This is a genomic window from Saccharibacillus qingshengii (assembly GCF_013185195.1).
GTDB classification, from domain to species: Bacteria; Bacillota; Bacilli; order Paenibacillales; family Paenibacillaceae; genus Saccharibacillus; species Saccharibacillus qingshengii.
This window is the reverse complement of sequence record NZ_JAAZWC010000001.1, coordinates 389,984-414,249: the sequence shown is the minus strand read 5'-3', so window position 1 is coordinate 414,249 and position 24,266 is coordinate 389,984. Positions and strand designations below refer to the sequence as shown.

16 protein-coding genes are annotated in these 24,266 nt (G+C 57.5%); 14 read left to right on the top strand and 2 right to left on the bottom strand.

Annotated elements, in window-relative coordinates; all coding sequences use genetic code 11:
* The first annotated feature begins 90 nt into the window (after positions 1 to 90).
* From HRQ60_RS01820 to HRQ60_RS01800, 5 genes are all read left to right on the top strand, one after another.
* The gene (locus tag HRQ60_RS01820) at positions 91 to 720 is read left to right on the top strand and encodes a hypothetical protein (RefSeq protein WP_172193921.1); all 630 of its coding nucleotides are present in this window, start codon (positions 91 to 93) and stop codon (positions 718 to 720) included.
* 343 nt (positions 721 to 1,063) lie between these two features.
* Positions 1,064 to 1,966, top strand: a complete 903-nt coding sequence (locus tag HRQ60_RS01815) for a DUF6612 family protein (protein WP_172193920.1) — start codon at positions 1,064 to 1,066, stop codon at positions 1,964 to 1,966.
* Between the two features lie 167 nt (positions 1,967 to 2,133).
* A complete protein-coding gene (locus tag HRQ60_RS01810) occupies positions 2,134 to 7,581 on the top strand; it encodes a diguanylate cyclase (protein WP_172193919.1) in 5,448 nt (1,815 codons plus the stop codon).
* A 429-nt stretch (positions 7,582 to 8,010) separates the two neighbouring features.
* Complete coding sequence (gene metE / locus HRQ60_RS01805; RefSeq protein WP_172193918.1) at positions 8,011 to 10,449, top strand: 5-methyltetrahydropteroyltriglutamate--homocysteine S-methyltransferase; 2,439 nt, start codon at positions 8,011 to 8,013, stop codon at positions 10,447 to 10,449.
* Entirely contained in the window at positions 10,449 to 12,356 is a 1,908-nt protein-coding gene (locus HRQ60_RS01800; protein ID WP_172193917.1) for a bifunctional homocysteine S-methyltransferase/methylenetetrahydrofolate reductase, read from the top strand. The genes metE and HRQ60_RS01800 overlap by 1 nt, the downstream gene beginning before the upstream one ends.
* Before the next feature lie 118 nt (positions 12,357 to 12,474).
* Here HRQ60_RS01800 and HRQ60_RS01795 read toward each other — a convergent pair whose 3' ends face one another.
* On the bottom strand, positions 12,475 to 12,879 hold the full coding sequence (locus tag HRQ60_RS01795) for a CBS domain-containing protein (RefSeq protein WP_172193916.1): 405 nt from the start codon (positions 12,877 to 12,879) through the stop codon (positions 12,475 to 12,477).
* A 167-nt stretch (positions 12,880 to 13,046) separates the two neighbouring features.
* Here HRQ60_RS01795 and HRQ60_RS01790 point away from each other — a divergent pair, with 167 nt between their 5' ends.
* Genes HRQ60_RS01790 through HRQ60_RS01780 form a run of 3 tightly spaced genes read left to right on the top strand, consistent with a single transcriptional unit; the run spans position 13,047 to position 14,254 of the window.
* A complete protein-coding gene (locus HRQ60_RS01790; RefSeq protein ID WP_172193915.1) occupies positions 13,047 to 13,523 on the top strand; it encodes a hypothetical protein in 477 nt (158 codons plus the stop codon).
* Between the two features lie 30 nt (positions 13,524 to 13,553).
* Positions 13,554 to 13,718 carry a hypothetical protein gene (locus HRQ60_RS01785; RefSeq protein ID WP_172193914.1) on the top strand — a complete coding sequence of 55 codons (165 nt, stop codon included), beginning with the start codon at positions 13,554 to 13,556 and terminating at the stop codon, positions 13,716 to 13,718.
* On the top strand, positions 13,715 to 14,254 hold the full coding sequence (locus tag HRQ60_RS01780; protein WP_172193913.1) for a hypothetical protein: 540 nt from the start codon (positions 13,715 to 13,717) through the stop codon (positions 14,252 to 14,254). Before HRQ60_RS01785 ends, HRQ60_RS01780 begins: the two co-directional genes overlap by 4 nt.
* Before the next feature lie 96 nt (positions 14,255 to 14,350).
* Here HRQ60_RS01780 and HRQ60_RS01775 read toward each other — a convergent pair whose 3' ends face one another.
* Positions 14,351 to 15,985: a PucR family transcriptional regulator gene (locus tag HRQ60_RS01775; protein ID WP_172193912.1), complete on the bottom strand. Its 1,635-nt coding sequence runs from the start codon at positions 15,983 to 15,985 to the stop codon at positions 14,351 to 14,353.
* 171 nt (positions 15,986 to 16,156) lie between these two features.
* Here HRQ60_RS01775 and allC point away from each other — a divergent pair, with 171 nt between their 5' ends.
* The 6 genes from allC to HRQ60_RS01745 all read left to right on the top strand — a co-directional run bounded on the left by allC (position 16,157) and on the right by HRQ60_RS01745 (position 24,266).
* Positions 16,157 to 17,401 (top strand): allantoate deiminase, encoded by a 1,245-nt coding sequence (allC, locus tag HRQ60_RS01770; protein WP_172193911.1) that lies wholly within the window; start codon positions 16,157 to 16,159, stop codon positions 17,399 to 17,401.
* A 26-nt stretch (positions 17,402 to 17,427) separates the two neighbouring features.
* Positions 17,428 to 18,672: a pyridoxal-phosphate-dependent aminotransferase family protein gene (locus HRQ60_RS01765; protein WP_172193910.1), complete on the top strand. Its 1,245-nt coding sequence runs from the start codon at positions 17,428 to 17,430 to the stop codon at positions 18,670 to 18,672.
* A 459-nt stretch (positions 18,673 to 19,131) separates the two neighbouring features.
* Positions 19,132 to 20,478, top strand: coding sequence for a uracil/xanthine transporter (locus HRQ60_RS01760; protein ID WP_172193909.1), 1,347 nt, complete (start codon positions 19,132 to 19,134; stop codon positions 20,476 to 20,478).
* A gap of 3 nt (positions 20,479 to 20,481) precedes the next feature.
* On the top strand, positions 20,482 to 21,747 hold the full coding sequence (locus HRQ60_RS01755; protein ID WP_172193908.1) for an amidase: 1,266 nt from the start codon (positions 20,482 to 20,484) through the stop codon (positions 21,745 to 21,747).
* Between the two features lie 2 nt (positions 21,748 to 21,749).
* On the top strand, positions 21,750 to 22,625 hold the full coding sequence (locus HRQ60_RS01750; RefSeq protein WP_246281049.1) for a fumarylacetoacetate hydrolase family protein: 876 nt from the start codon (positions 21,750 to 21,752) through the stop codon (positions 22,623 to 22,625).
* 237 nt (positions 22,626 to 22,862) lie between these two features.
* On the top strand, positions 22,863 to 24,266 hold the full coding sequence (locus tag HRQ60_RS01745; protein WP_172193906.1) for an NCS1 family transporter: 1,404 nt from the start codon (positions 22,863 to 22,865) through the stop codon (positions 24,264 to 24,266).

Genomic DNA, 24,266 nt, shown 5'->3' with positions numbered 1-24,266 from the left:
TTGCTCTGCCACAATATTTTCATGGTACAATGCAGAAAAGTCTCACGGGGATAACCGGGGGAGAATCTGCAGCGCCGAAGGAGTGAAAAGATGACAAACAAACCCACGAAAGAACAGGAAAATCATCAGCGGACGGTGGAGGACGGGGCTGCCGTGGATATGGACATGAAAAAAAAGCGGATGACCCTGCAGAGCGTAACCCGCATGCTGGATCGCGCCGGAGTCGACTATGTCGTTGGAGGCAGCGGTATGCTGCTTGGTCTGGGGCTCGTGGACGATGTGCGTGACTGGGATCTGATGACCGATGCGCCGGAAGCCGAAGTTCAGGCGGCGCTTGCCGGCATGAAATGGACAAAAGATAGCGGAACCAGCGAATTGTACGGAAGCGGCTGCAAGCTGCGAATCGAAGGAACAGAGCCGGAGGTGGAGATCATTATCGGGTTTGCAGTCCGCGCGAACGCCGACTTCTGCCGGATGCCCGCGCTGATGGACGGTATCCGCGACGGGCTGCGCGTCGCTAGTCCCGAAGTGTGGATGGCGGCTTATGAACTGATGGGCCGCCATGAAAAATCCGCTCTGTTGGAGCGTTATTTGCATGAACACGGCGCAAATTATCGGGCGCTGTCGGATCTGCGCAAAGAACCGCTTCCGAAAGAATTGGCGGAACGGCTGAGCCGGCTTCCGGAAGCTTCTCCAGATTTGGCGAAGAAAATGAAATGACGGAAAATCAGCTGAGTATAGGACCGTTTGCAGGAGTCGCGCATGGCGAAGACGATGTCCTGATTCGAAGTTTGTTTTCACGGGCAATATTGGATTGAAATTTCAGTCGACCGGGACAAACCCGGCACAAGCGGAGTCTTAATCCGTGTTTACATGAGAAAAGTCCCGCGTACACAATTCGTTCAAATGTCCGTTGCCGTTTGGCAGCCGTATTGGTAGGATAGAAAACCTTGGTTTTAGGCTGTTTTTGGGCGAATATCGTCAAAATTGCGTTGCTAACAGCCTTTTGGTTTAATAACCCAAAGAGACCAACAAACAGAAATAGACACAGGAGGGGTACATAATGAAGAAACTTTGGACGGCCGCTTTTTCGGCCATGATCGTCGTGAGCCTTGCGGCATGCGGAAACAATGAGGAAAAAGCCGCCGAACCGGCAGCTGCTCCGGCGGAGACGCCAGCAGCGGAAACACCGGCAGCGGAGACACCTGCGGCAGAAACGCCAGCCGAAACGCCTGCAGCCGAAACAGCCGGCGTTCCGACAGCGGAAGAGCTGCTCAATAAAGCACAGGAAGCCAGCAAAGAACTCAAAAGCTACAATATGGTCGCCGACGTCGATCAAAGCTACACCCTGAACGGCGAAGAAACGGTTTCCAAAACATCGATGAACACGGATATGATTGTCGATCCGATCAGTGCTTATCAGCAAATCACGACTGAGAGCGCGGGAACAAAAAGCGAAATCAAACAGTACATTACGAAAGACGCGATCTATACGGGCATGGACGACCAGTGGACGAAACTGCCGGAAGAAAACCGTGAACAGGTGATGGCTTCGCTGGAAAGCACAGCCAACCTGGAAAATTCGTTTGAGCAGTTCAAGTCGGTTGCGGAAGATATGAAAGTGACCGAAGAAGGCGACGATTATATCCTGACGGCGAATCTGTCGGGCGACAAGATCAAATCGATGGCTTCGAAAGTCCTGGGTCAATCCGGCACGGACGAAGAGTCGGCCGCCGCTCTGGATCAGATGAATATCGAAGAAATGAAGTTGACGTATGCCGTGAACAAAGAAACTTCTTATCCGACCCAATCGGTTGTCGACATGACAATGTCGATGAACAGCGATGCGGGTGAAGGTACGGAGATGAATATGAGCATGCATATGGTGATGGACAGCACAATTTCCAAGCACAACGAGATCAAAGCAATTGAAATTCCGAAAGAAGTTGTCGACGGCGCCCAATAAACGGGACGTTTCGCCGCTTTTTCCGAATCGGACCGGCCGCGCGCCAAACGCGGCCGGTTTTTTTGTGCGTACCCGGGGCTTTGGGCACATGAATATCTTCCCACGGTGTAGGTTATCGGATATGCTAGAAAAAAGAAAGAATCGTGCGGCCAAAGGTGGAATCGGACATGAAAACAATCGATCATTTTGACATCATAGAAACTTTTTCCGAATATGGCCGCAGAGCCGTATATCGCGCTGTACATAGAGAATCGGGTGAGAAAATCATCTTGAAGGTTCTTCGCGCGGGTGCCGCGGATGCGGAAGAGGTGCTGCGCTTCAAAAAGGAGTACCGTCTGCTGAACCGTCTAAATGAAGAGATTCGGGGCGTGGTCCGTCCGCTTCGCCTGGAAGAACGGGGCGGGCTGCTGCTGTTGGAAATGGAAGATATCGGCGGCATTTCGCTGGACCGAATAGGCAGCGAAGGATCGATCGACCCACAGGCCCTGCTTCGGACGATGATCAAATTTGTCGATATTTTGGGCGAAGTCCATACCCGGGGAGTTATTCACAAAGACATCAAACCGGCCAATCTGATCTGGAACCGGGTGACCGGCGAACTGCGGCTGATCGATTTCGGCCTGTCCGAAGAGGCTGCGCCGGGCGAAGAAGTTTCGCCCCACTCAGCGCAGCCGGAAGGAAGCCTCGCTTACATGTCTCCGGAACAGACCGGACGGACCAATCGGGGGATCGATTATCGCAGCGACTATTACGCTCTCGGCGTTACCCTGTACGAAATGGCGGCCGGACTTCGGCCTTACCGCGAAGAGACGGCTCCGGAGTATCTGTATTCGCTGATGGCCAAGACTCCCGTTTCGCCGCATGAAGCCGCACCTCAGCGTGTTTCTAAGGCGTTGTCGGGTATCATTATGAAGCTGATGAGCAAGTCGCCCGAAGATCGTTATCAGACTGCGTACGGGATTCGGTCGGATCTGCAGCGATGCTTGGCGGGCGAAGAAGAATTCGAACCGGGAGCCCGGGACACGGCGGCTCTTTTTTGCCTACCGTCTTCCCTGTACGGCAGAAGCGGAGAGCTGCGTCTGGCGGAAGAAGCGTTTGCCGCATCTGCCGGCGCGGCGCCGAGACTGGTTCTGGTGTCGGGGGAAGCCGGAGCAGGCAAGACTTCGTTCGTGCGCGAACTGCTTCCCGCCGTGCTGCGGGAGAACGGACGATTTGCCGAAGGCAAATGCGATGCCTATCAGCGCAGCGTTCCGCATGCGGCTTTTGTACAGGCGCTGCGCGGATTGATCGTGCAGATGGCCTCGGAACTTGACGGCGTAATGCCGAGCGATTCGGAGACCGCGAGAAGTCTGCGCCGGGAACTGGACGGAAACGGCGGACTTATTCTGCGGCTGATTCCCGAACTCGAAGCCTGGATCGGCAGTCAGCCGGAGCCTGCCGAACTCGGCCCGGCGGAAGATACGAACCGGTTCTTTATGACGGCTGCCGCATTTGTGCGCGGACTGCTCGATGGAGGACGTCCGCTGCTGCTGTTTCTGGACGATATGCACCGGGCCGATCCCGCCGAATTTGAATTGATGGAGCGTCTGCTGCTTGATCCGCAGCTGCGCGGACTCTGCGTCGTCTGCGCTTATCGTGCGGACGAGATCGGAGAGAATCATGCAATGATGCAAGCGGAGACCCGTATCCGTGCGAGGCGCAGCGTCACCAAGCTTCGGATCGGGCCGCTGTCGAAGCGGGAACTGGAAGCGCTGGCTGCCGATACGCTGCATACGGATGTCGAACGCGTCGCGCCTTTGGCCGAATGGCTTCGGCAGCAGACCCGAGGCAATGCGCTGTTTGCCAGGGAAATGCTGCGGGAGCTGCATCGGGACGGACTTCTCTTTTTTGCTCCGCTGCAGGGAAGATGGGAATGGGATGCCTGGCGTGCCGCCCAAATTGAAGTCGGAGAAGATGTGCTTGAACTGCTGATGGAACGGCTGCGGCATCTCGGACCGGATACGCTGGGCGTTCTGGCCTTGGGGGCAGTGCTTGGCGCAGGGTTCACCCGGGAGAGACTGGCCGGGATTGCGGACGGCGATGCCGATCTGATCGACCGCTGTTTGAAGGAAGCGCTGAGCGAAGAACTAATCGTCGCGGATTGCGCCGGCGGGATATACGGAGCGGCAGAACTTCGCTCCTCCGATCAGCTGCAGGTACGTTTTCGTTTCCGGCATGATCGTATTCAGCAGGCCGCCTACGAGCTGCGAACACCCGAGGAAATCGGGCGGCTGCATCTGCGGATCGGCCGTATGCGGATGCGCGAGATGGAGGAGCAGCCTCCCGGCAGCGAAGAGCAGCACCTGGAAGCGGCCGCCCATCTGAACGAAGGCCGATTCTGGATCGAAACCGAAGAAGAGCGGCTCCGGTTGATCCGGTTGAATATTCGGGCTGCGGCTTCGGCCAAATCCGCTTACGGTTACGATACGGCCCTGCGCTTCACGGGAACGGCTCTCGAACTGCTGGGTACGGACCGCTGGGAACGACAGGCCGGGCTTGCCCGCGAAGTTCTTGTGCTTCATGCGGAGTGCGCCTATTTGTGCAGACGGGTTGAAGAAGCGGATACGGCCTGCGGCGAGCTGCTGGTCCATGCCCGCGATTCGCTCGAAGCGGCGAAACTTTACGAGATGCAGGCCGCCTATTACTTTTATCTGGGTTTGATGCAGGAATCGATCCGCGCGGGAAGACAGGGTCTGGGAAGGCTGGACATTCGTCTGCCGGAGCGTGCCGGCATGCCTTCGGTGCTGTCCGAGCTGGCTGCAGTCAAGCTCAAGCTGGCCGGAACTTCGATTCGCAGGCTGGAGAGCGGCGCCGAGATGAGTGATATCCGGGTCAAATTGGCGATGCGTCTGCTGATCGGGATATTCCCGCCTGCGTTTATCTCGGGCGAGCAGTCTTTGTTCGGTTTGATCGTATTGAAAAAAACGGCATTGACGCTGAAATACGGGATCGCTCCCGAGTCGGCGCTTGCTTTTACCGGTTATGCGCTGCTGCTGTCGGGGATGGGCGATATTCGCGGCGCCTACGATTTCGGCAGCCTGGCTCTGCGCATCAACGAGCGCTTCGACGATCTTCAATCGCGCAGCGCGGCGCAGGTCCTGTTCACGCTGTTCGCCAGAGTATGGAAAGAGCCTTGGCACCGGCTGCCGGAAGCTTTCGGGGAAGCGATCGACTCCGGTGTCCGGTCGGGCAATCTGCTGTATTTGGCGCACGCCTGTTTTTATATTCATTTGTGGCATCCCGATTTGGACCTGAATGCCCAGATCGAAGAAAGCGGCCGCTATCTGGCGCTGATCCAAAATACCGGGCATCAGGAAGCGTTGGCAACGGCCCGTCTGGCGCAGCAGCAGTGGCTCGGCCTTGCCGGGCAGTTGGACGATCCGCTGTCGTTCAACGGTCCGGACTTTAATGAAGAAGCTTGTCTGAAGCAGTTGGAACAAGCGGATTATCAGTCGGGCATCGCCATCTATCATCTCTACAAAATGAAGCAGCGTTTCACCTGGGGTCGGTACGAAGAAGCGGCCGTATCGCTGGAGCGGGCCGAAGCGGTGATCGGAGCTCTGGCGGGTTCGGCGTTTATGGAAGAGTTCTCGCTGTACGCTTTCTTGATCTGCGCTTATGCCGCTCCTTCGACGGATGCAGGGGTACGCCGGCGAAGACAAGCCCGGATGCGTCGCGAATTCCGCCGTTTTGTGAGATGGCAGTCGCATAATCCGGCGAATTTTGATTGGCATGTGCGTCTGCTCCGGGCGGAACGGGCCCGATTGGCAGGCCGAACCGAGGAAGCTCGCCTGCTGTACGATTTGGCTTCGGAAGAAGCCGAGCGCCGTGCGCCTATCCGTTACAAAGCGCTCGGGTTCGAGCTGGCCGCGGCGTTTCATCTGGACAAGCAGCATGCCGATTACGGCCAGTATCTGTTCGACAAATCGGTTTATTATTACGCAATCTGGGGAGCCGAAGGCAAAGTCCGCCAGATGAACCAGCGTCGTCTCCGCCTGTCGCCTCTTCGCGAAAGCGAGCGTTTGCGGCCGGGAACCCTCACCGCTTCTTCGGATAGTCTCGATCTCGACGCGCTGCTGCTCGCTTCGCAGGCAATCTCGAAAGAGATCGAACTGGATCATCTCCTGCAGGTACTGATGGAGATTGTCATCAAAAATGCAGACGCCCAGCGGGGATGTATCCTGCTGAGGCAGAGTCCGATGATGGTCGAAGGCCGATATGTGGCGGAGCAGGACCGGATTTCGGTTACGGTGCGGGAGACGACGCTGTACGATCGGCTGCCGGAAAAGCTGCTGAAGTCGGTTGAAGAGAATCGGCAGACGATCATTGTCGATGATGCCAGCTCCGACGGCAGGCTGAGCGATGATCCGTATATCCGCATGAATCGCCCCCGCTCGCTGGTTTGTATGCCGCTGATCAACCAGAACAAGACGGTAGCCGTGATCTATTTGGAGAACAATCTGGTCGCAGGCGCTTTTACGCAGGAGCGAATGAAGATTATCAATCTGCTGTCCCGGGATATGGTCTTTTCGCTGGAGAACGCCAGTCTATATGAAGAACTCGAACAATCCGAGGCGAAATACCGCGAGCTGGTGGACAATATGCAGGACGGCATTTTTATGATTCAAAGCGGCCGCTTCGTGTATGTCAACAATGCTTTGGCTGATATGGTGGGCTACCGCACGGACGAAATGCTGGGTGCGAGGTACGACGCGTTTATCCATCCGAGAGATACGGAGCGTGTCCAACAGTACTACCGGAACCGAATCGAAGGCAAGGAAGCCCCGCAGGAATACGAATCGGCCCTGCTGCATCGCGGCGGCATACGAATGATCATGGCGATCCATAAAGTGGCCGGTGTGTCTTATCGCGGGCAGCCGGCCGTGCAGGGAACGGTCAAAGACATTACCGCGCGCAAAAAAGCCGAGCAGGAGCTGAAACGGCATAAAGACCATCTCGAGGAAATCGTGGCCGAACGGACAGAAGAGCTTGAGCGCAATAACGAAGAGCTGAACCGTTCACTGAATCTGATCGAGAAGCTATCCGTTACCGACGAGCTGACCGGATTGTACAATCGGAGACATTTTAATATCGTTTTTGCCGAAAGTATCGTCCGGGCGAACAGCGGAAGCAAAGCGCTTGCTTATCTGATGCTGGATATCGACTATTACAAAAAGTACAACGATACCTATGGGCATTACGAAGGAGACCGCGTGCTGCGGCTCCTGGGCGAAGTGCTGCAGGGACTTTCTCCGGAAGAACGGCATTTTGCTTTTCGTCTGGGAGGCGAAGAGTTCGGCGTACTGCTGCCCGGCATGGAAAAAGAAGAAGCATGGGCCTACGCGGAAAAACTGCGCACAGGCATCGAAGCCCTGGAAATCGCGCATGTACAAAATCCGCAGCAGGGCATCGTGACGGCTTCGGTCGGTGTCGTATGGGGACGCGGCCCGGGGCTGGACGAGGAAGAGCTGTACAAATTGGCCGACGAAGCGATGTATGTTTCGAAGCACGGCGGCCGCAACCGGGTGACGATGATCGAAAAGGAAGGTGGAACCGTTCGGACGGCTTCGCCGTGAGTCCGGCAGGACGCGCACACAGAGAGGAAGACTCTTTGTCGGCGCGTCTTTTTTGGTTCTTCAAGCGTAGAGGGAGGCCCGACAGCGCGAATCGCCGGGGCAAAGCCCGAATCGGCTTATGCGTCTTTGCTATAGTAAGCCATAGCCTGAGGATATAGACAGACAAACGGGATTGGAGGATTCGGGAGACGATCAGGTGGGAGAAACCTTACAGGGCAAGGGATTGCAGGTCAAAGGCGCCAAAAGCGGCTTATTTCCGTTATCGGTAATTCCGAGGGCTGAACATGGAATTTGCCTATAACCCCTGTTGAACAGCTTCCGCAGCCGATTGACACTTCGCCGCACGCTGACCTATGATCATACTCAAAGTCCAGGACGGGCCGCCGGAAGGCAGGTACCTCCCAATAACCGACAGAGAGGAAGATTAATATGAGTCAAGCGAAAAGTTCGAATTTGGGGTATCCGAGAATCGGCGAGAAACGGGAATGGAAAAAACTGCTGGAGGCTCATTGGTCCGGTAAGATCGACGCGGCCGAGCTGGAAAGCGAAACGAAAAAACTGCGGTTGGAGTACCTGAAAAAACAGCGCAACCTGCAAACGGAACTGATTCCGGTCGGCGACTTCTCGCTCTACGATCATGTACTCGACACGGCGTTTACCTTCGGCCTCATTCCGCAGCGTTTTACCGGCGGAGCCAATACGGCTGAACACGATGAGAACTGCAACTGCGCGACAGGCTCGCATGACGAAGAAGCGGCCGCATCGGCGGATGCCGAAGCGAAAATTTTCGCTCCGGGCGAGAACGGCGCTTACGGCCTCGATGCTTACTTCGCCGTAGCCCGCGGAACCAAAGCGTTCGCTGCTTCCCCAATGACCAAATGGTTCGATACGAACTACCATTATATCGTACCGGAACTTCAAGGCCTGACACCGAAGCTCACGGTTAACCGCCCGCTGGCTTTCTACCTTGAAGCGAAGGAAGAGCTGGGGATCGACGGCAAACCGGTCATCGTAGGCCCGCTGACGCTGCTCAAACTTGCACGCGGCATCGAAGAAGGCAAATTCGACACGCTGCTGGATCAACTCATTCCGCTGTATGCCCAAGTCTTGAAAGAACTGAGCGAAGCCGGAGCCGCATGGGTACAGATCGACGAGCCGATTCTCGTACTGGAGACAAGCGACGAAGATATCGCCCGGCTCAACAAAGTCTATGCCGCTTTCCGCGCCGCGGCGCCGGAACTGAACATCCTGCTGCAGACATACTTCGAATCGGTATCGCGCTACGAAGAAATCGTGCAGCTGCCGGTCCAGGCGATCGGTCTCGACTTCGTGCATGACCGGGGACGCAACCTTGCCGCTCTCGAGCAGCACGGTTTCCCGCAGGACAAAATCCTCGGTGCCGGCGTGATCGACGGCCGCAATATCTGGCGTTCGGACCTGCAGGTGAAACTTGATCTGCTGGGACGGATCCAGCAGGCCGCACAGCCGAAAGAATTGTTCGTGCAGCCTTCGTCGAGCCTGCTGCATGTACCGGTTACGACACGCAGCGAACAGGCACTCGAGAGCAAGATCCGCGACGGCCTGAGCTTCGCCGACGAGAAACTGACGGAAATCGCCGTATTGGTCAAAGCGCTGAACGAAGGTGCCGAAGCGGTAAGTGCCGAAATCGCTGAGAGCGTCAATGCCGTTGCCGCGCTGAACGCTTCTCCGGAACGCAATGACGAATCGGTCCGCGACGCACTGGGCAAGCTGGACGCACGCCGCCCGGAGAGACTGTCTCCTTATGCGGTACGCCGCGATGTACAGGCGAAGCATTGGCCGCTGCCGCTGCTGCCGACAACCACCATCGGCAGTCTGCCGCAGACGACGGAAGTTCGCCAAGCCCGCAGCAAATGGAAAAAAGGCGAGTGGAACGAAGAGCAGTACGTGGAATTCCTGCATGCCGAAACGGAACGCTGGATCCGGATTCAGGAAGAAATCGGTATCGACGTGCTGGTGCACGGCGAGTTCGAACGCAACGACATGGTCGAGTATTTCGGCGAGCAGCTGGCCGGATTCACGACTTCGGGCTTCGCCTGGGTACAGTCGTACGGTTCGCGCTGCGTGAAGCCGCCGATCCTGTACGGAGACGTGAAGCTGCTCAGCCCGATGACCGTGACGGAAAGTGCGTATGCCCAATCGCTGACCGACAAGCCGGTCAAAGGCATGCTGACAGGCCCGATCACCATCTACAACTGGTCGTTCGTGCGTGACGATCTGCCGCGCTCCGTCGTACAGAACCAGATCGCGCTGGCGCTCCGCTCCGAAGTAAGCGCGCTGGAAGAAGCGGGTATCGGCATGATCCAAGTCGACGAGCCTGCCCTGCGCGAAGGACTTCCGCTCAAACCGGAAGATTGGCAGTCGTACCTCGACGATGCGGTGTATGCATTCCGCGCTTCGACGACAAGCGTACAGGACGAGACGCAGATCCATACCCATATGTGCTATGCGGAATTCGGCGATATCATTCAGGCGATCTCCGATCTCGATGCCGATGTGATCTCGATCGAAGCGGCACGCAGCCACGGCGACCTGGTGACCGCATTCGAAGACGGCACTTACGACAAAGGCATCGGCCTTGGCGTATTCGATATCCACAGCCCGCGTCTGCCGGAGCAGTCCGAGATCGAATCGATCGCACAGCGTGCGCTGGAAGTGCTCGATCCGGCCCAGTTCTGGATCAACCCGGACTGCGGCCTCAAGACTCGCCGCGAAGAAGAGGTCATTCCTTCCCTGAAAACGATGGTCGCTTCCGCGGTCGCTCTGCGTGAACAGTTCGCGAAGGCCGGAGCAGCAGGAGGCGCCGGAGCAGCCGGCGGCAGCATCTAATGGGCCTGCTCGACGAACTGCGAACAAGAGTCCTCGTCGCCGACGGCGCGATGGGCACGCTGCTGTACTTGAACGGCATCGACCGCTGTTTCGAAGAGCTGAACCTGACACGGCCCGAGCAGGTACGCCAGATCCACCAGGCGTATCTCGGCGCAGGCGCCGAAGTGATCCAGACCAATACGTATGCGGCGAACGACCACAAGCTGAAGCGTTATAATCTGGAATACGAGCTGGAAGCGATCAACCGGGCGGGAGCCCGGTTGGCCCGCTCGGCCGCGGAAGGAACCGGCGCTTATGTGCTGGGTACGATCGGCGGCATTCGAAGCACGAAGCCGGGAGAAGTGACGCTTGGCGAGATCAAACGCAGCAACGAACGCCAGATCGAGTCTTTGCTCAGCGAAGGCGTGGACGGGCTGCTGCTCGAGACGTTCTACGATCCGGAAGAACTGCGGGCCACGCTTGCGCTGGCACGGCAGAAGACCGATCTGCCGATCGTCGCACAGGTATCGACCCAGGATTCGGGGTTTCTGCAGGACGGCAGCACGCTGACCGAGATGTTTGCGATTCTCGAAGGACTCGGTGCGGATGTCGTCGGTCTCAACTGCCGGCTCGGTCCATTCCATATGACCCGTTACCTCAAGCAGGTCCCGCTTCCCAAGCATGCGTTTCTGTCGGCCTACCCGAATGCGGGTCTGCCGGAGTATAACGAAGGGCGTCTGCGCTATCGTTCGGGAGCCGATTACTTCGGCCGCAGCGCACTGGAACTGCGCGGAGAAGGCGTCCGCTTGATCGGCGGCTGCTGCGGGACCACGCCGGAGCATGTCGCGGCGATGGTGGAAGCGGTCAAAGGCGCGGCTCCGATTACCGAGAAGACGACGGAACGGGCTGACGATGCCGAGCCCGTTCCGTTCGGCCGGATCGAAGTCCGGGATAAAGCCGAAGAGCTGGCCGGTTCGGAAGGCGGTCCGCCTGCCGAGATTCCGTTCCACACAGCCGCTGCCGCCAAAGACCATTCGGTCATTGTCGAACTCGACCCGCCGCGCACCCTGCGGACGGAAGGATTCTTCAAAGGTGTGCAGGCGCTCAAGGAAGCGGGGATCGACGCGCTGACCATGGCCGACAACTCGCTGGCCAGCCCGCGGATCGCCAATGAATCGCTCGCTTCGGTCGTCAAGGAGAAATACGGGGTCAAGCCGCTTGTCCACGTCGCCTGCCGTGACCGGAACATGATTGGTCTGCAGTCGCATCTGATGGGGCTTGCCGCTTCCGGTATCAACCAGATGATCGCGATTACCGGCGATCCGTCCAAGGTCGGCGACGTGCCGGGCGCGACTTCGGTCTACGATTACAACTCGTTCGATCTGATCAAGCTGTGCAAACAGTTCAACGAAGGCCGTCTGCCGTCGGGCCGTTCGCTGGGTCTTCGGGCCAACTTCTCCGTCGGCGCCGCTTTTGACCCCAACGGGCGCCATCTGGATAAAAGCGTGCAGCGTCTGGAGAAGAAGATTGCGGCCGGCGCGGATTATTTCATGACCCAGCCGGTCTACGACGAGCGCCGAATCGAGGAATTGTACCATGCGACCAAGCATTTGAAGCAGCAGATCTTCATCGGCGTCATGCCGCTGATCAGTGCGCAGAATGCGGCTTTCCTGCATAACGAAGTGCCGGGTATCCGTCTGACGGACGAGATCCTCGAACGGATGCAGCGGCACGAACACGACAAGGAAGCCGCGATGCAAGAAGGCATGGCGATCTCGCGTTCGCTGATCGATGCTATTCTGGAATACTTCGGCGGTGTCTATATTATGACTCCGTTCCTGCGCTACGAGCAGTCGGCGGAGCTGACGCGGTACGTGCACGAAGCTGCGGCCAAGCGGGCGCTGAGCAAATCGCGATTGGTCCAGTGAATGAATCGACATTTTCTCTATCGATATCCTCAAAAAAAGCTTTCCGTCCATCTGCCTCGGCAGACGGTTCGGAAAGCTTTTTTTGGTGCGTAACCTTGCTTTTATCTGGGTCAAGGGACTAGTCCATGATCCCGTCGTTGTAATAATTGATAATGTCCCGGCGCCGGATAATGCCGAGGAAGATGCCTTCGTGGTCGGTGACCGGAACGAAGTTCTGATCGGCCGCGAGCGTGAGCATGTCTTCCATATCCGCGTCGATGACAACCGATTCGTTATGCCGATACAGCTTGATGCTGCTCAGCGGCACTTCGGCCATCGTCGACAGGTCGAAATTGAACGTGTGCTTGAGCTTCCACAGCAGATCGCCTTCGGACAGCGTGCCGACGTAGCGGCCCTGCTCGTCGATGATCGGGACTGCGGAGTAATGATTTTCTTCCAGCAGATCCATCGCTTCCATCATCGTGGCGGAAGAGGGGATATACTTGACTTTGTCTTTGGACAGCAGAAAGCGTGAAACTTCCATATATGTATACACTCCTTAACCGTCGAATTTCCCTGACTTGTATCTCTCTCTATTAAAACATAGTTGAAGGTTTTTTTGAACGGTTGGCGAGTTATACGACAAAAGCGTAACTATTTAGGTTGGGCAGCCGTCTTTTTATAAAAAGGATTTCCGAAGGAGGAGTGTCAATGTCTCAAGTATCGGTATTGAGCGTGCACAAGCAGCAGCGGACCGGCTTCCCTTGTACGTTCGAGTACGGGGATTTCCGGATCGACGGGAAACGGTTGTACGACGAGGTGCTGCGGCAGTATCCGCATATGGACGATATCGGCTGCCTCGGATTCGGGCCGGAGACGTTCCAGCGCGAGCAGATCGGGAAACTGCTGCTGCTCGAAAACGCCGATTTTCCCGACGGCCGGCGTGCGCTGTATCTATGTCCGGCGTGCGGGGATCTCGGCTGCGGAACGGTGTCGCTGCGGATCGAACGCCGGGATTCGCAGTTCGTCTGGCACGACTTCGGACTGCAAAGCGCCGGGGATGCACCGGAGACAGTGACGCCCCTGCCCGACCTCGGTCCGTTTTATTTCGACGCGGATGCGTATGAGTGTACGGTCCGTTCCGCTTACGGGCTGGGCGGTTTTCACTGGCCGACGCCAGGACCTTAACAAGAAGACTAACGATTCGGGAGTGAATTTATGCAGAAGCTCAATATACGCCGCATGCCCCGCCGCCATCTGCCGGCCGCGGTCGAACCGGCGAATGACGAAGCGTTGATCGAGACGGAGCGCCTGATTCGTTTTCGCGCCGAGCCGGGCATAGAAATACGCATCGGAGAAACGGAGGTTTATTGGGAGTCATGAAACCAAGAAACATACTGCTCGCCTTACTGATCGTCGGGGCCGTCACCGGGGCGTTGCTATGGGTCTATGGGCCGAGATCGGTCGATCTGGATGTGCAGGGTGTCAAATACCGCTTGGGCGAAGAACTGACCGAGGAAACCCAGCTTGTGCGGGTCAACATCGAAGGCGACATTTGGCGCAGTTGGCGCGGCGTTCCGCGCTTCGTTGGTACGATCGACATCGAAGGCGAAGTGCCGGAAGTGCCTGCGGAGCGCAAAAAAGTCGAAGTCGGACTCGGCGGCAGCGCTGTCGACCGTCTGATCGTATACGATTATTTTGACGACGAGGGCCTGCACACGGTCACGTACGGCAGTTTGTATACGGATTCGGATATGCGGCAGGTATCGATCAACGTGTTCGACGAGAGCGGCGGCGGACAGGGATGGAGCAGCGAATCGGGCACGATGGTCACCGCTCCGGCGCAGAATTGGCAGCAGGCGCTGGAGCTTGCGAACAAGTTGATGCAGGGAGAGAGGGAAGGCGAAGTTTTGAAATAAAAGAATCACGGCAGTCCGCGTACAAAAAAGATCGTTTTCCCGTTAACTGGGCGAACGATCTTTTTGCGTATACCGCTTTCCATCTTGGAGAGGTCTTTATTTCTCCGACAGTCCGCTTTCCGGCAGCAGCGCCTTGATCCGGAATGCCATGCGCAGTCGCAGCGTTTCTTCCGGATCTTTCAGGCTGCGGCCGATAATCTCCTCGCATTTTTCCAGTCGGTAGATGACCGTATTGCGATGGATGTACAGCCGTTTGGCCGTCTCGGCGAGCTGGCAGTGCGTCTCCAGATAAACGGACAGCGTCTGCAGCAGCATCTGATGGTCTTTGAGCGTCTCGTCGGTGAAGCCCTGCATCGTGTCGGCATAAAATTTGTACAGGTGTTCGTACGGGATCATGCGCAGAATTTCGGGAACTTCTTTGGGCTGGTACAGTTCGATGAACTTGGACTTGCCGGCCATGCCTCCGAAATACAGCGCTTCGTTCGCTTCTTTGTAGGAGACGGGAACATGTACAAGCGGCTGGGCGTAGCTGCTGAAGCCGAACGACAGCTCCGAAGCGTCATGCGCCGCGATCCGCTGCTGCAGCCGTTCGAGCAGGGCGACAAAAGACGGCTCGACCATTTTCCATTCTTCGGCAAGCGGCATCAGCAGCACATAGGCGCGGTCATGGATAAACAGATGAACCGAATGGGGAAAGTGAACCAGCTCGGCTTCGAGATGTTCGGCGATCCGGTCCTGCTCGGCTTTGTATTGGACGAACGAAGTGGTTTTGTCCGTGCCGCCGAGTTTGCCGACTGCGCAGATGTAACGCTGGTCGCCGGACAGTCCGAACTCCCGTCCGCGGCTGGCAATTTCTTCGCTGCCCGAGAACGATCCTCCGATAAAGTTGGCAAAAAATTCGTTCTGGATGCGGCGGCGGTTCTGTTTGAGCGCATTGTCTTTCATGAGTTCGAACGCGATGACGTTGGTCGCCTGCTCGATGGTGAGGATACCCGAACGGTCGGAAGGGGGGAGCGTACCGGCGATACACAAATAATGCAGCTGCTTATGCGTATAGACCGGGAACAGCGTCAGCGTCTCGCGGCCGCCGTCGAGCAGGGAAAACGCGGAGTAAATCGAAGGCGCCGTGTGGAACCGGCTTCCTCCGGCGAGCAGTGCTTCCAGTCTGCCGGCGGTGGACACGTGCGGGAAACGGCCGAACAGGGGCTGAAGATAGGGGCCGAGCAGCAGAACGGGCAGGTGAAGCAGAGCGGACAGCTGGTCCAGCAGTTTGGGGATCCCTTGTCCGCTCATGATCTGCTGGGTGAACTGCCGGTGCGTCTGCATGGCGTTATGCAGTTCCGTTGTCCGCACATCGAGGATATGGCTCAGCGACTTGTTGACGATATCGCCAAGCGAAGGCTCGGGCGGAAGCTCCAGCAGCGGCAGATGCAGTTCGTCCGCAAGCTTCGCCGCCGTTTCCGGAATACTGCCGAGGTACCGCTTGCTTTTGATGCCGAGTGCGGCGCATTCCTGACGGCCCATTTCCCGGATTAGTTCGAGCAGGGAAGGCAGATCGTCTTTGAAATGAAAAGCGGTGGTAATGAGCAGTTCGTTTCTTTTCAAATAGGGAATGATATCGGGAGCGTCCATCATATTTACGGTCAACACTTCCCGATTCACGCCTTTTGCTCCCGCAGCGATGGCAGTTCCGTCAAATACGGGCAGCTTCAACAGGTCATCCAATTTCATGATTTCGTGCCCCTTTGGTTAACATGTCCAATAAAATCGCTAATTCTTCTACACTTCCGTGAATGCTTTCGGCGTTGTTTTATTCTACAATGGATGAAATGGCTTTGCCAAGTTAATTAAACTAACACCGGTTGAAAAGCTTGAACTGCCGGAATGGGGGGAATTGCATTGATGATTGAACAACCGAAGCCGTCCGCCTTATCCGAGCAGATCGAAGAATTGATCGATTGGTTGGCTGAGCATGGCGGAGGCCGGGAAGAAGGAGTCACCCGTCTGCTGTACGACCCGGCCTGGCGCTCCGCACAGCGTGCGATCGAAGCGAAAATGGAAGAGATCGGGCTGCTGCCGCGTTACGATGACGCAGGGAATCTGTTCGGCCGGATGGCCGGCCGGGATCCCGAAGCGCGCGTGGTGCTGACCGGTTCGCATGTCGATACGGTAACGGGCGGCGGCAAATACGACGGCGCTTACGGGATCGTCGCCGCACTGATCGCGGCGGAACATCTGCTTGCGCATCACGGAGCGCCGCTCAAGCCGATCGAAGTCGTCTCGCTGTGCGAAGAAGAAGGAAGCCGCTTCCCGATGACCTACTGGGGTTCGGGCCACATCACCGGCGTGAAAAAAAGGGAAGACGCGGCCGGAATCGTGGACGCAAACGGCGTGCCGTTCGAAGAAGCGATGCGCGAAGCCGGTTTCGGATACGGCCTGCACCCCGAACCGAAACGCGGCGATCTGGAATGCTTTATCGAACTGCATATCGAGCAGGGCCAGATTCTGGAACGCGAAGGACAATCGATCGGCATCGTCAGCCATATCGTGGGCCAGCGCCGCTATGATATCACGGTAACCGGCGAGAGCAACCATGCGGGCACAACGCCGATGCGCTGGCGCCGGGATGCCATGTCTACCGCTGCCGAACTGATCGGCGTGCTGATGAAGCGGGCAAACGCGGACCAAACGGGGTTGGTGGCCACCGTTGGCCGGATGGACGTCAAGCCCAATGTCGGCAACGTGATCGCCAGGGAAGTGACGTTCAGCCTGGACGTACGCCACGAAGACAGCGAGACGATCCGCGCTTTTTGCGAAGAGTGCTTCAAAGAATTCGAGACAATCGCCGCAGCGCAGGGAACGAGTGTTGCGATTCGCAAGTGGATGGATGAAGAGCCGGTTGCGATGGACGCGGAGCTGGGAGCGGCGGCGGAATCTATTTTGCGGCAGCAGAATATGGCGTACCGCCGGATGACCAGCGGAGCGGGCCACGATTCGCAGGTGTTCGGCACCTTTTGTCCGACCGCGCTGTTGTTCGTACCGAGCCGCGGAGGCCTCAGCCATTCGCCTGCCGAGTTTACGGAGACCGAAGATCTGGAACGCGGCGTGAAGCTGCTGATCGATCTGCTGTACAAGCTGGCTTATTGAACGATAATCGAGGAGGACGACGATACATGACCACATACCGCGAAATTCAAGCCCCTTTGAGAACGATCATGACGCCCGGACCGGTGGAAGCCGATCCGAGAGTACTGCGGGCGATGACGACACCGATTCTTGGACAGTTCGATCCGGCTTTTACGCAAATGATGAACGAGACGATGGAGATGCTGCGGCAGACGTTCCAGACGAAGAATCAATGGGCGTTCCCGGTCGACGGAACTTCCCGTTCCGGGATCGAAGCGGTCCTGTGCAGTCTCATCGAACCGGGCGATAAAGTGCTGGTTCCGATCTTCGGCCGCTTCGGCCATCTGCTAACCGAGATTGCCGAGCGCAGCGGCGCGGAAGTCCATCTGATGGAATGCGCGTGGGGCGAAGTCTTCGATCAGCAGGCCATCATCGACGAAGTGAAGCGCGTTCAGCCGAAGATCCTCGCTGTCGTGCACGGGGAAACGTCGACGGGCTGTATGCAGCCGCTGGACGCGATCGGTCCGGCCTGCCGCGAACTCGGCGTGCTGACCGTGGTCGACGCCGTGGCTTCGATCGGCGGAGTAGCGGTCAAAGTGGACGAATGGCAGCTGGACGCCGTTATCGGCGGCACGCAGAAGTGCATCTCCGTCCCGTCCGGTATGGCGCCGGTGACGTACAACGAGCGCGTGGAACGGATTCTGAACAGCCGCAAAAGAGTCGAACGGGGCGTTGCCCAAGCCGGCGACCGCCGGGAAGTGGCGCATCCGATCCGCAGCAATTATTTCGATCTCAGCCAGCTGCAGGATTATTGGGGCCCGCGCCGCCTGAACCATCATACGGAAGCGACATCGATGCTGTACGCGCTGCGCGAAGGGCTGCGCCTTATTTTGGAAGAAGGACTGGAAGAGCGGTTCGAACGCCACCGTCTGCATGAACAGGCGCTGATGGCCGGTCTGCGCGGTATGGGCCTGACGCTGTTCAACGACGTGGCGTGGAAGCTTCCGGTCGTCACGTGCATCCGTATTCCCGAAGGCGTCGACGGCGAATCGGTACGCGGCATGCTGCTGAACCAATTCGGTATCGAGATCGCCAGCTCGTTCGGTCCGCTGCACGGCCAGATCTGGCGGATCGGCACGATGGGCTACAGCTGCCGGCAGGAGAATGTACTGTTCGTACTGGCAGCGCTGGAAGCCGTATTGATCCGGCACCGAGCGCCGATTACGATCGGACGCGGTGTGCAGGAGGCGTTGGACGTCTATGAGGGAGTGGCGGCGTCGGTGGTCGTCTAGTAGGAAATAGGGAAGGCGAGGAGCGGGGCTGCGGGGGAATTCGCGCTTGGAGTTGGGTAAGGGAAAAGGGCAAGAGCAAAATCCAAAAAAAGTTAAGAGCAAAAACAGATATAAAGAAATATAAAAAAGCAAAAGGATTGCGGATTTTTGGGATCGTGGTTGTTAAAAGAAGTTCGATTCAGTGTCGAAGCGAAAACGCGGAGAGAGAAATTCAGTGTAGGTGCTCAAGCCTTTCGAAGAAAGGCACTTCGGAAGCATAAGCTTAGCGTTCGCCTTTGTAATCGGGGAAATTCCGCTAAAATCCAATCCTTTTCCCGATTGCAACACGCGACCGAAACGAATTTCTCTCGCAGCCAACAAGCTTTTCACACGAATAGGACTTTCTCGACAACCAAGGATTCCGGAATTCTCCGGAATCCTTTTGCGTAAAACAAGCAAAAGAAGGACGGAAGGTGAAACATGCGGCATCAAATCGCGCTGCGGTCGGGGCTGGCGGGACTGCAGTGGTTGTTTTTCCTGTTTACGAATACGGTGGTTATTCCGATCACGGTGGGTGCGGCGTTCGGGCTGCCGCAGGGGAACATTCAATTTCTGATCCAATGTTCGTTCGTGCTGACGGGGCTGGCCTGCGCGGTGCAGGCCTGGCTCGGGCATCGGAGATCGATTATGGAAGGGCAGTCGGGGCTGTGGTGGGGCGTGATCTTGAGCCTGTGCGCCGCGGCGCCGTCGCTCGGTATCACGCTGCCGCAGTTGGGCGGAAGCCTGGCGGTCGGGATTCTCGTCTCCGGCGTGCTGACCATTCTGATCGGCGTGTGCGGACTGGCGGCGCCGCTGTCGCGCCTGTTCACGCCGGGCGTGATGGCGGTGTTTATGTTCTTGCTCGGCTGCCGGTTGAACACGATTTTTCTCGAAGGCATGCTGGGGATTTCGGCGGGAGCTGCCCCGGATTCGGCACTGATCCGGCCCGGCATTTTCGGTCTGGCGGCGGCTGTCGCGCTGCTTGTGGCGGTGCTGTCGGTTAGAGCAAGGCCGGCGATTGCGCAGTATGCGCTGTTGATCGGCATTCTTGGCGGTTGGGCGCTGCATAGACTTCTGTTCGGTCCGCAGGCGCAGGCTGCGGAGAATCTGGAGTGGGGATGGTTTCCGCTTGGGCAGCCGAGCGCCGGGCTGGACGTGGGCGTGATCGCGATTGCGGTTATTGCGGGACTGATCAATGCGTCGAATACGTTCGGCGCGTTAAAAGGCACGGATGAGATTTACGAACAAGAAGCAGGCAGCGGGCAGTATCGGCGCTCGTTTACGATCAGCGGGATTTTGGCGGTGTTTTCGGGCCTTCTGGGTTTGGTGCCGTATGCGCCGTATGTCTCGTCCGTGGGATTTTTGCTGCAGACCCGAATTCGGAACAGACTTCCGTTTGTGCTCGGCGGGCTGCTGTTTGCCGTCATCGGGCTGATTCCGGCGGTGAGCGGGGTCTTGACGACCCTTCCGCTGAGTATCGGCAGCGCCGTGCTGCTCGTTACTTATTTGCGGCTGCTCGGTTCGTCGCTGCAGTATTTCGGCCAGATCCGGATGGATCCGGCCAATCTGTACCGGACGGCGGCTCCGCTGTTTGTCGGCATTATTTTGATGGGGATGCCTTCGTCGTATTTCGCTTCGCTGCCGCCGCTATTGCGTCCGCTGCTCGGCAACGGGCTGCTGGTCGGCATCATCCTGGCGCTGCTGCTGGATCGGATGCGGTTGGGGACGCGGGAAGAAGAACAGTCGGAAGAACGTGAAGGACGGGAAGCCAACACCAAGGAGGGATAAGAGATGAGCGAAACGGAAAAAAGGCTCGAGAACGGATCGGAAAAACCGGCATCGGCGTTCAATCGGACGGAAAAAGAATACGGCGGTGCGTTCGTCGATCGGCATGTCGAAAAGGCGCCGACCGGAAGCGGACCGCTGGACGGTCTGACTTTTGCGGTCAAAGACGTATTCGATATCGAAGGTGTGACCCGCGGAGCCGGGAATCCGGATTGGCTGCGTACGCATGAACCGTCCGATCGGACGGCTCCGGCCCTGCTCAAGCTGCTCGAAGGAGGCGCCCGGCTTCAAGGGACGACGCAGACCGACGAGCTGATGTACAGTCTGAACGGTCAGAACTCGCATTACGGTACGCCGGTCAACCCGGCTGCGCCGGAGCGGATTCCGGGCGGTTCTTCCAGCGGTTCGGCTGTCGCGGCGGCGGCCGGTCTGGTCGATTTTGCCGTCGGCACGGACACGGGCGGATCGGTACGCATTCCTTCGTCCTACTGCGGCTTGTACGGATTTCGGCCGACGCACGGCGCCGTATCCGCAGAAGGCGTTATTCCGCTGGCGGCAAGCTTCGACACGGTCGGCTGGATGAGCCGCGATGTCTCCGTTTTGCGACGGGTCGGTCAGGTCCTGCTCGGCGGCAACGAGGCGCGCAGCGAACGAGCGCAGCCGTTCACCCGTTTTTTTGCCGCGGAAGAAGCATGGGCGCTGCTGGAATCTTCCGATCGCAGGAGGCTGCAGCAGCAGCTTGGCATTAGTGAAGGATGGGAAAACGGGAGGATCGAAATCGAGCTTACGGCCGAAGGGGAATCGCTGGGCGATTGGTCGGCGGCTTTTCGCGTGCTGCAGGGCCTGGAGATTTGGGAGCAGCATGGGGCGTGGATCGAGCGCGAACGCCCGGCATTCGGTCCCGGAATCGCGGAACGTTTCCAATGGACGAGCACTCTGCGCCCAGGAGACAGCGGGGCGGAAGCCGAACGGCGTCGGCGCGTACGCAGCCAATTGGTCGACCTGCTGGGCAGCGACGGGCTGCTTGCCGTTCCGACCGCCCCGGGCCCCGCGCCGCTTCTCGGACTTGGAGGTCCGGAAGCGGAAGCCTACCGGGCCAAAACGATGCAGCTGTCCTGCATCGCGGGTCTGTCCGGGCTGCCTCAGGTGACCGTTCCGGTGCTGCGCGAAGACGGACTGCCGATCGGATTGTCATGGATCGGAGGCCCGGGCACCGACCTGAGGCTGCTGGACTGGATCGCGGAGCGCTTCGGCGGGGAGGTACGGCTGTGAGAATGGCGACGATTCGGTATGAAGGAAAGGAACAAGCGGCGCTGATAACCGAGGCCGGATTGATTCCGCTTGCGGCGGTGAATGAACGGGAAGGCACGGACTGGGAAACGAATCTGTGGGATCTGCTGCAGGCGGGCCGGCTGGACTCGCTGCGGGATTGGTACGATCAAGGCGGAGCGCGGCGGCTGGCAGCCCTGCCGAAGCTGGCCGAGCATGAAGTGACCTACGGTCCGCTGTATCGCCGGCCGGGCAAGATCATCGGGATCGGCATGAACTATCTGGCCAAAGCCATCGAACTGTCCGGGCGTCCGCCTGAAGACGAACCTGTCGTTTTTCTCAAACCGGACACCTCGCTGATCGGACCCGGCGAATATATCGAATGGCCTGCGGGAATCGGAGAAGTGACGGCGGAAGCGGAACTTGCGATCGTGATCGGCCGTCGCTGCCGCTCGGTCGGGGAAGAGGAGGCACTGGAGTATGCGGCCGGCTATGCTTCTTCGCTCGACATGACGGCCAAAGACATTCATGCGCGCAATCCGCGCTTCATGCAGCGGGCCAAAAGCTATGACACTTTCGCAAGTCTGGGTGCTTCGCTCGTGACGCCCGACGAGTATGAAGATCTGAATACGCTTGAAGTCGTTACACGACTCAACGGAGAGCCGATGCACCGGAATACGGTGGAGCGGATGATTTTTTCGCCGAGCTATCTGGTTTCGTTCTTGTCGAAGATCATGACCTTGAATCCCGGCGATGTGATCCTGACCGGGACGCCCGGTTCGGTCGTCATCGCTGCAGGAGACATGGCGGAGTGCGATATTTTCAAACAGGTAGGCCTGCGCAATCCGGTCAAAGCTGACATGGAATACAAGCCGCTGTAGTTAATTTTGATCCTTGAAGGTACAAATAAACCGCTTACACTATGACATCACACTATGTGTGATGTTTTTTTGTTTAATTTCAACAGCAAACCCCGCGATAATCTACGTTTTTGTCAATGAATTGTGCGGAGGAGATGATAAAATAAGAAATAAGAAATGAGAGTAAGAAAACATTACATAAACGAGTAACGTTATCTTACCGGATTTTAAATCGTCTATAGAGGGAGCGTGCTGAGTATGTCCACGAATTTGGCAGGTCGAGTGTTGGAGGAAACGCAGCTGCATGAAGAGATCGGGTTGGACGACTCCCTAAAACCCAAACGGGAAAACGAAAGAACGGTCGGTCCGGTAGCATACATGTTCATGTGGATCGGAGACGGCGTCAATCTCGGCAACATGACGCTCGGAGCAAGCTTGATCGCGGCGGGGATGGCTACGCTCAATGTGTTCCAGACTTTCGTGGCCGCGATCATTGCGATCGGCATCATCTCCGTCATCTTCGCGCTCAACGATCGCTTCGGTTATCGCACAGGCATCCCTTACGTGGTTCAGCTTCGCATGTCTTTTGGCATCAAAGGATCCGTGATTTCTTCGTTCCTGCGCGGCGTGCCCGCTATCGTCTGGTACGGCTTCCAGAGTTGGGTCGGAGCGACGGCGCTGAACGAGATTGTCAAAGTGCTCAGCGGCGGCGGGTTCGACAGCATCCCGATCTGCTTCGTCATTTTGCAGGGGGTTCAGATTGGACTGTCGCTTTACGGCTTTCATGCGATCAAGTGGGTGGAAACGCTCGCTTCGGTCGTCATCATGCTGGCTCTCGTCTACGTGTTCGGGGTTCTGCTGAATTCGCACAGCGCGGCGATTGCCGATGTGTGGGTCAACACCGAAGGCACCTGGGGACTCCCGTTCTTCGCTTTTATTATGGTCTTCCTGGGCAACTATGCGGCGATCTTCCTGAGTGCGGCCGACTATTCCCGTGAGCTCAAGACCGGCATCAGCGATAAAAAGCGCAGCATGCTCTACTTCCTCCCGATTGTGATCGCCTACGGTTTCGTTCTGACGATCGGAGCGATGATGGCGGCGGCGACAGGCATCTCGAATCCGGTCAAAGCGTTCGCGATTATCGTCGATAATCCGTATATCACCGTAGCGGTATCGGCCTTTATCGTCATCGGCGCGGTGGCTGTCAACATGGTCGCCAATATCGTGCCTCCGGCTTACGTCATCTCGCTCGTGACCAAGATGAAATACAAAGCTTCGGTTGTCGTAACCGGTCTGCTGGCGCTCTGTTCGTTCCCTTGGGTGCTCGTACAGGATTCTTCGGCGCAGGGCTTGAACACGTTCATTCTGATCTACTCGGCTTTCCTCGGTCCGATCGTCGCGATCCTGCTCGCGGACTACTACATTCTGCGCCGGCAGAAGGTCGATGCGATGGAATTGTACAGGGAGACCGGAAACTTTGCGGGTTACAATCCGAGTGCGCTGCTTGCCATGGCGATCGGAGCCGGCGCAGCCTTCCTGCTGGTGGACATCGGTTGGGTCATCGGCTTTACGGCAGCGGGCGTGTCGTATCTGCTGCTGAGCAAATTCGCTTTCAAAGGCTCTTCGTTCAAAAAAGGCACGATCTACGAAGAAGCGGCCTGA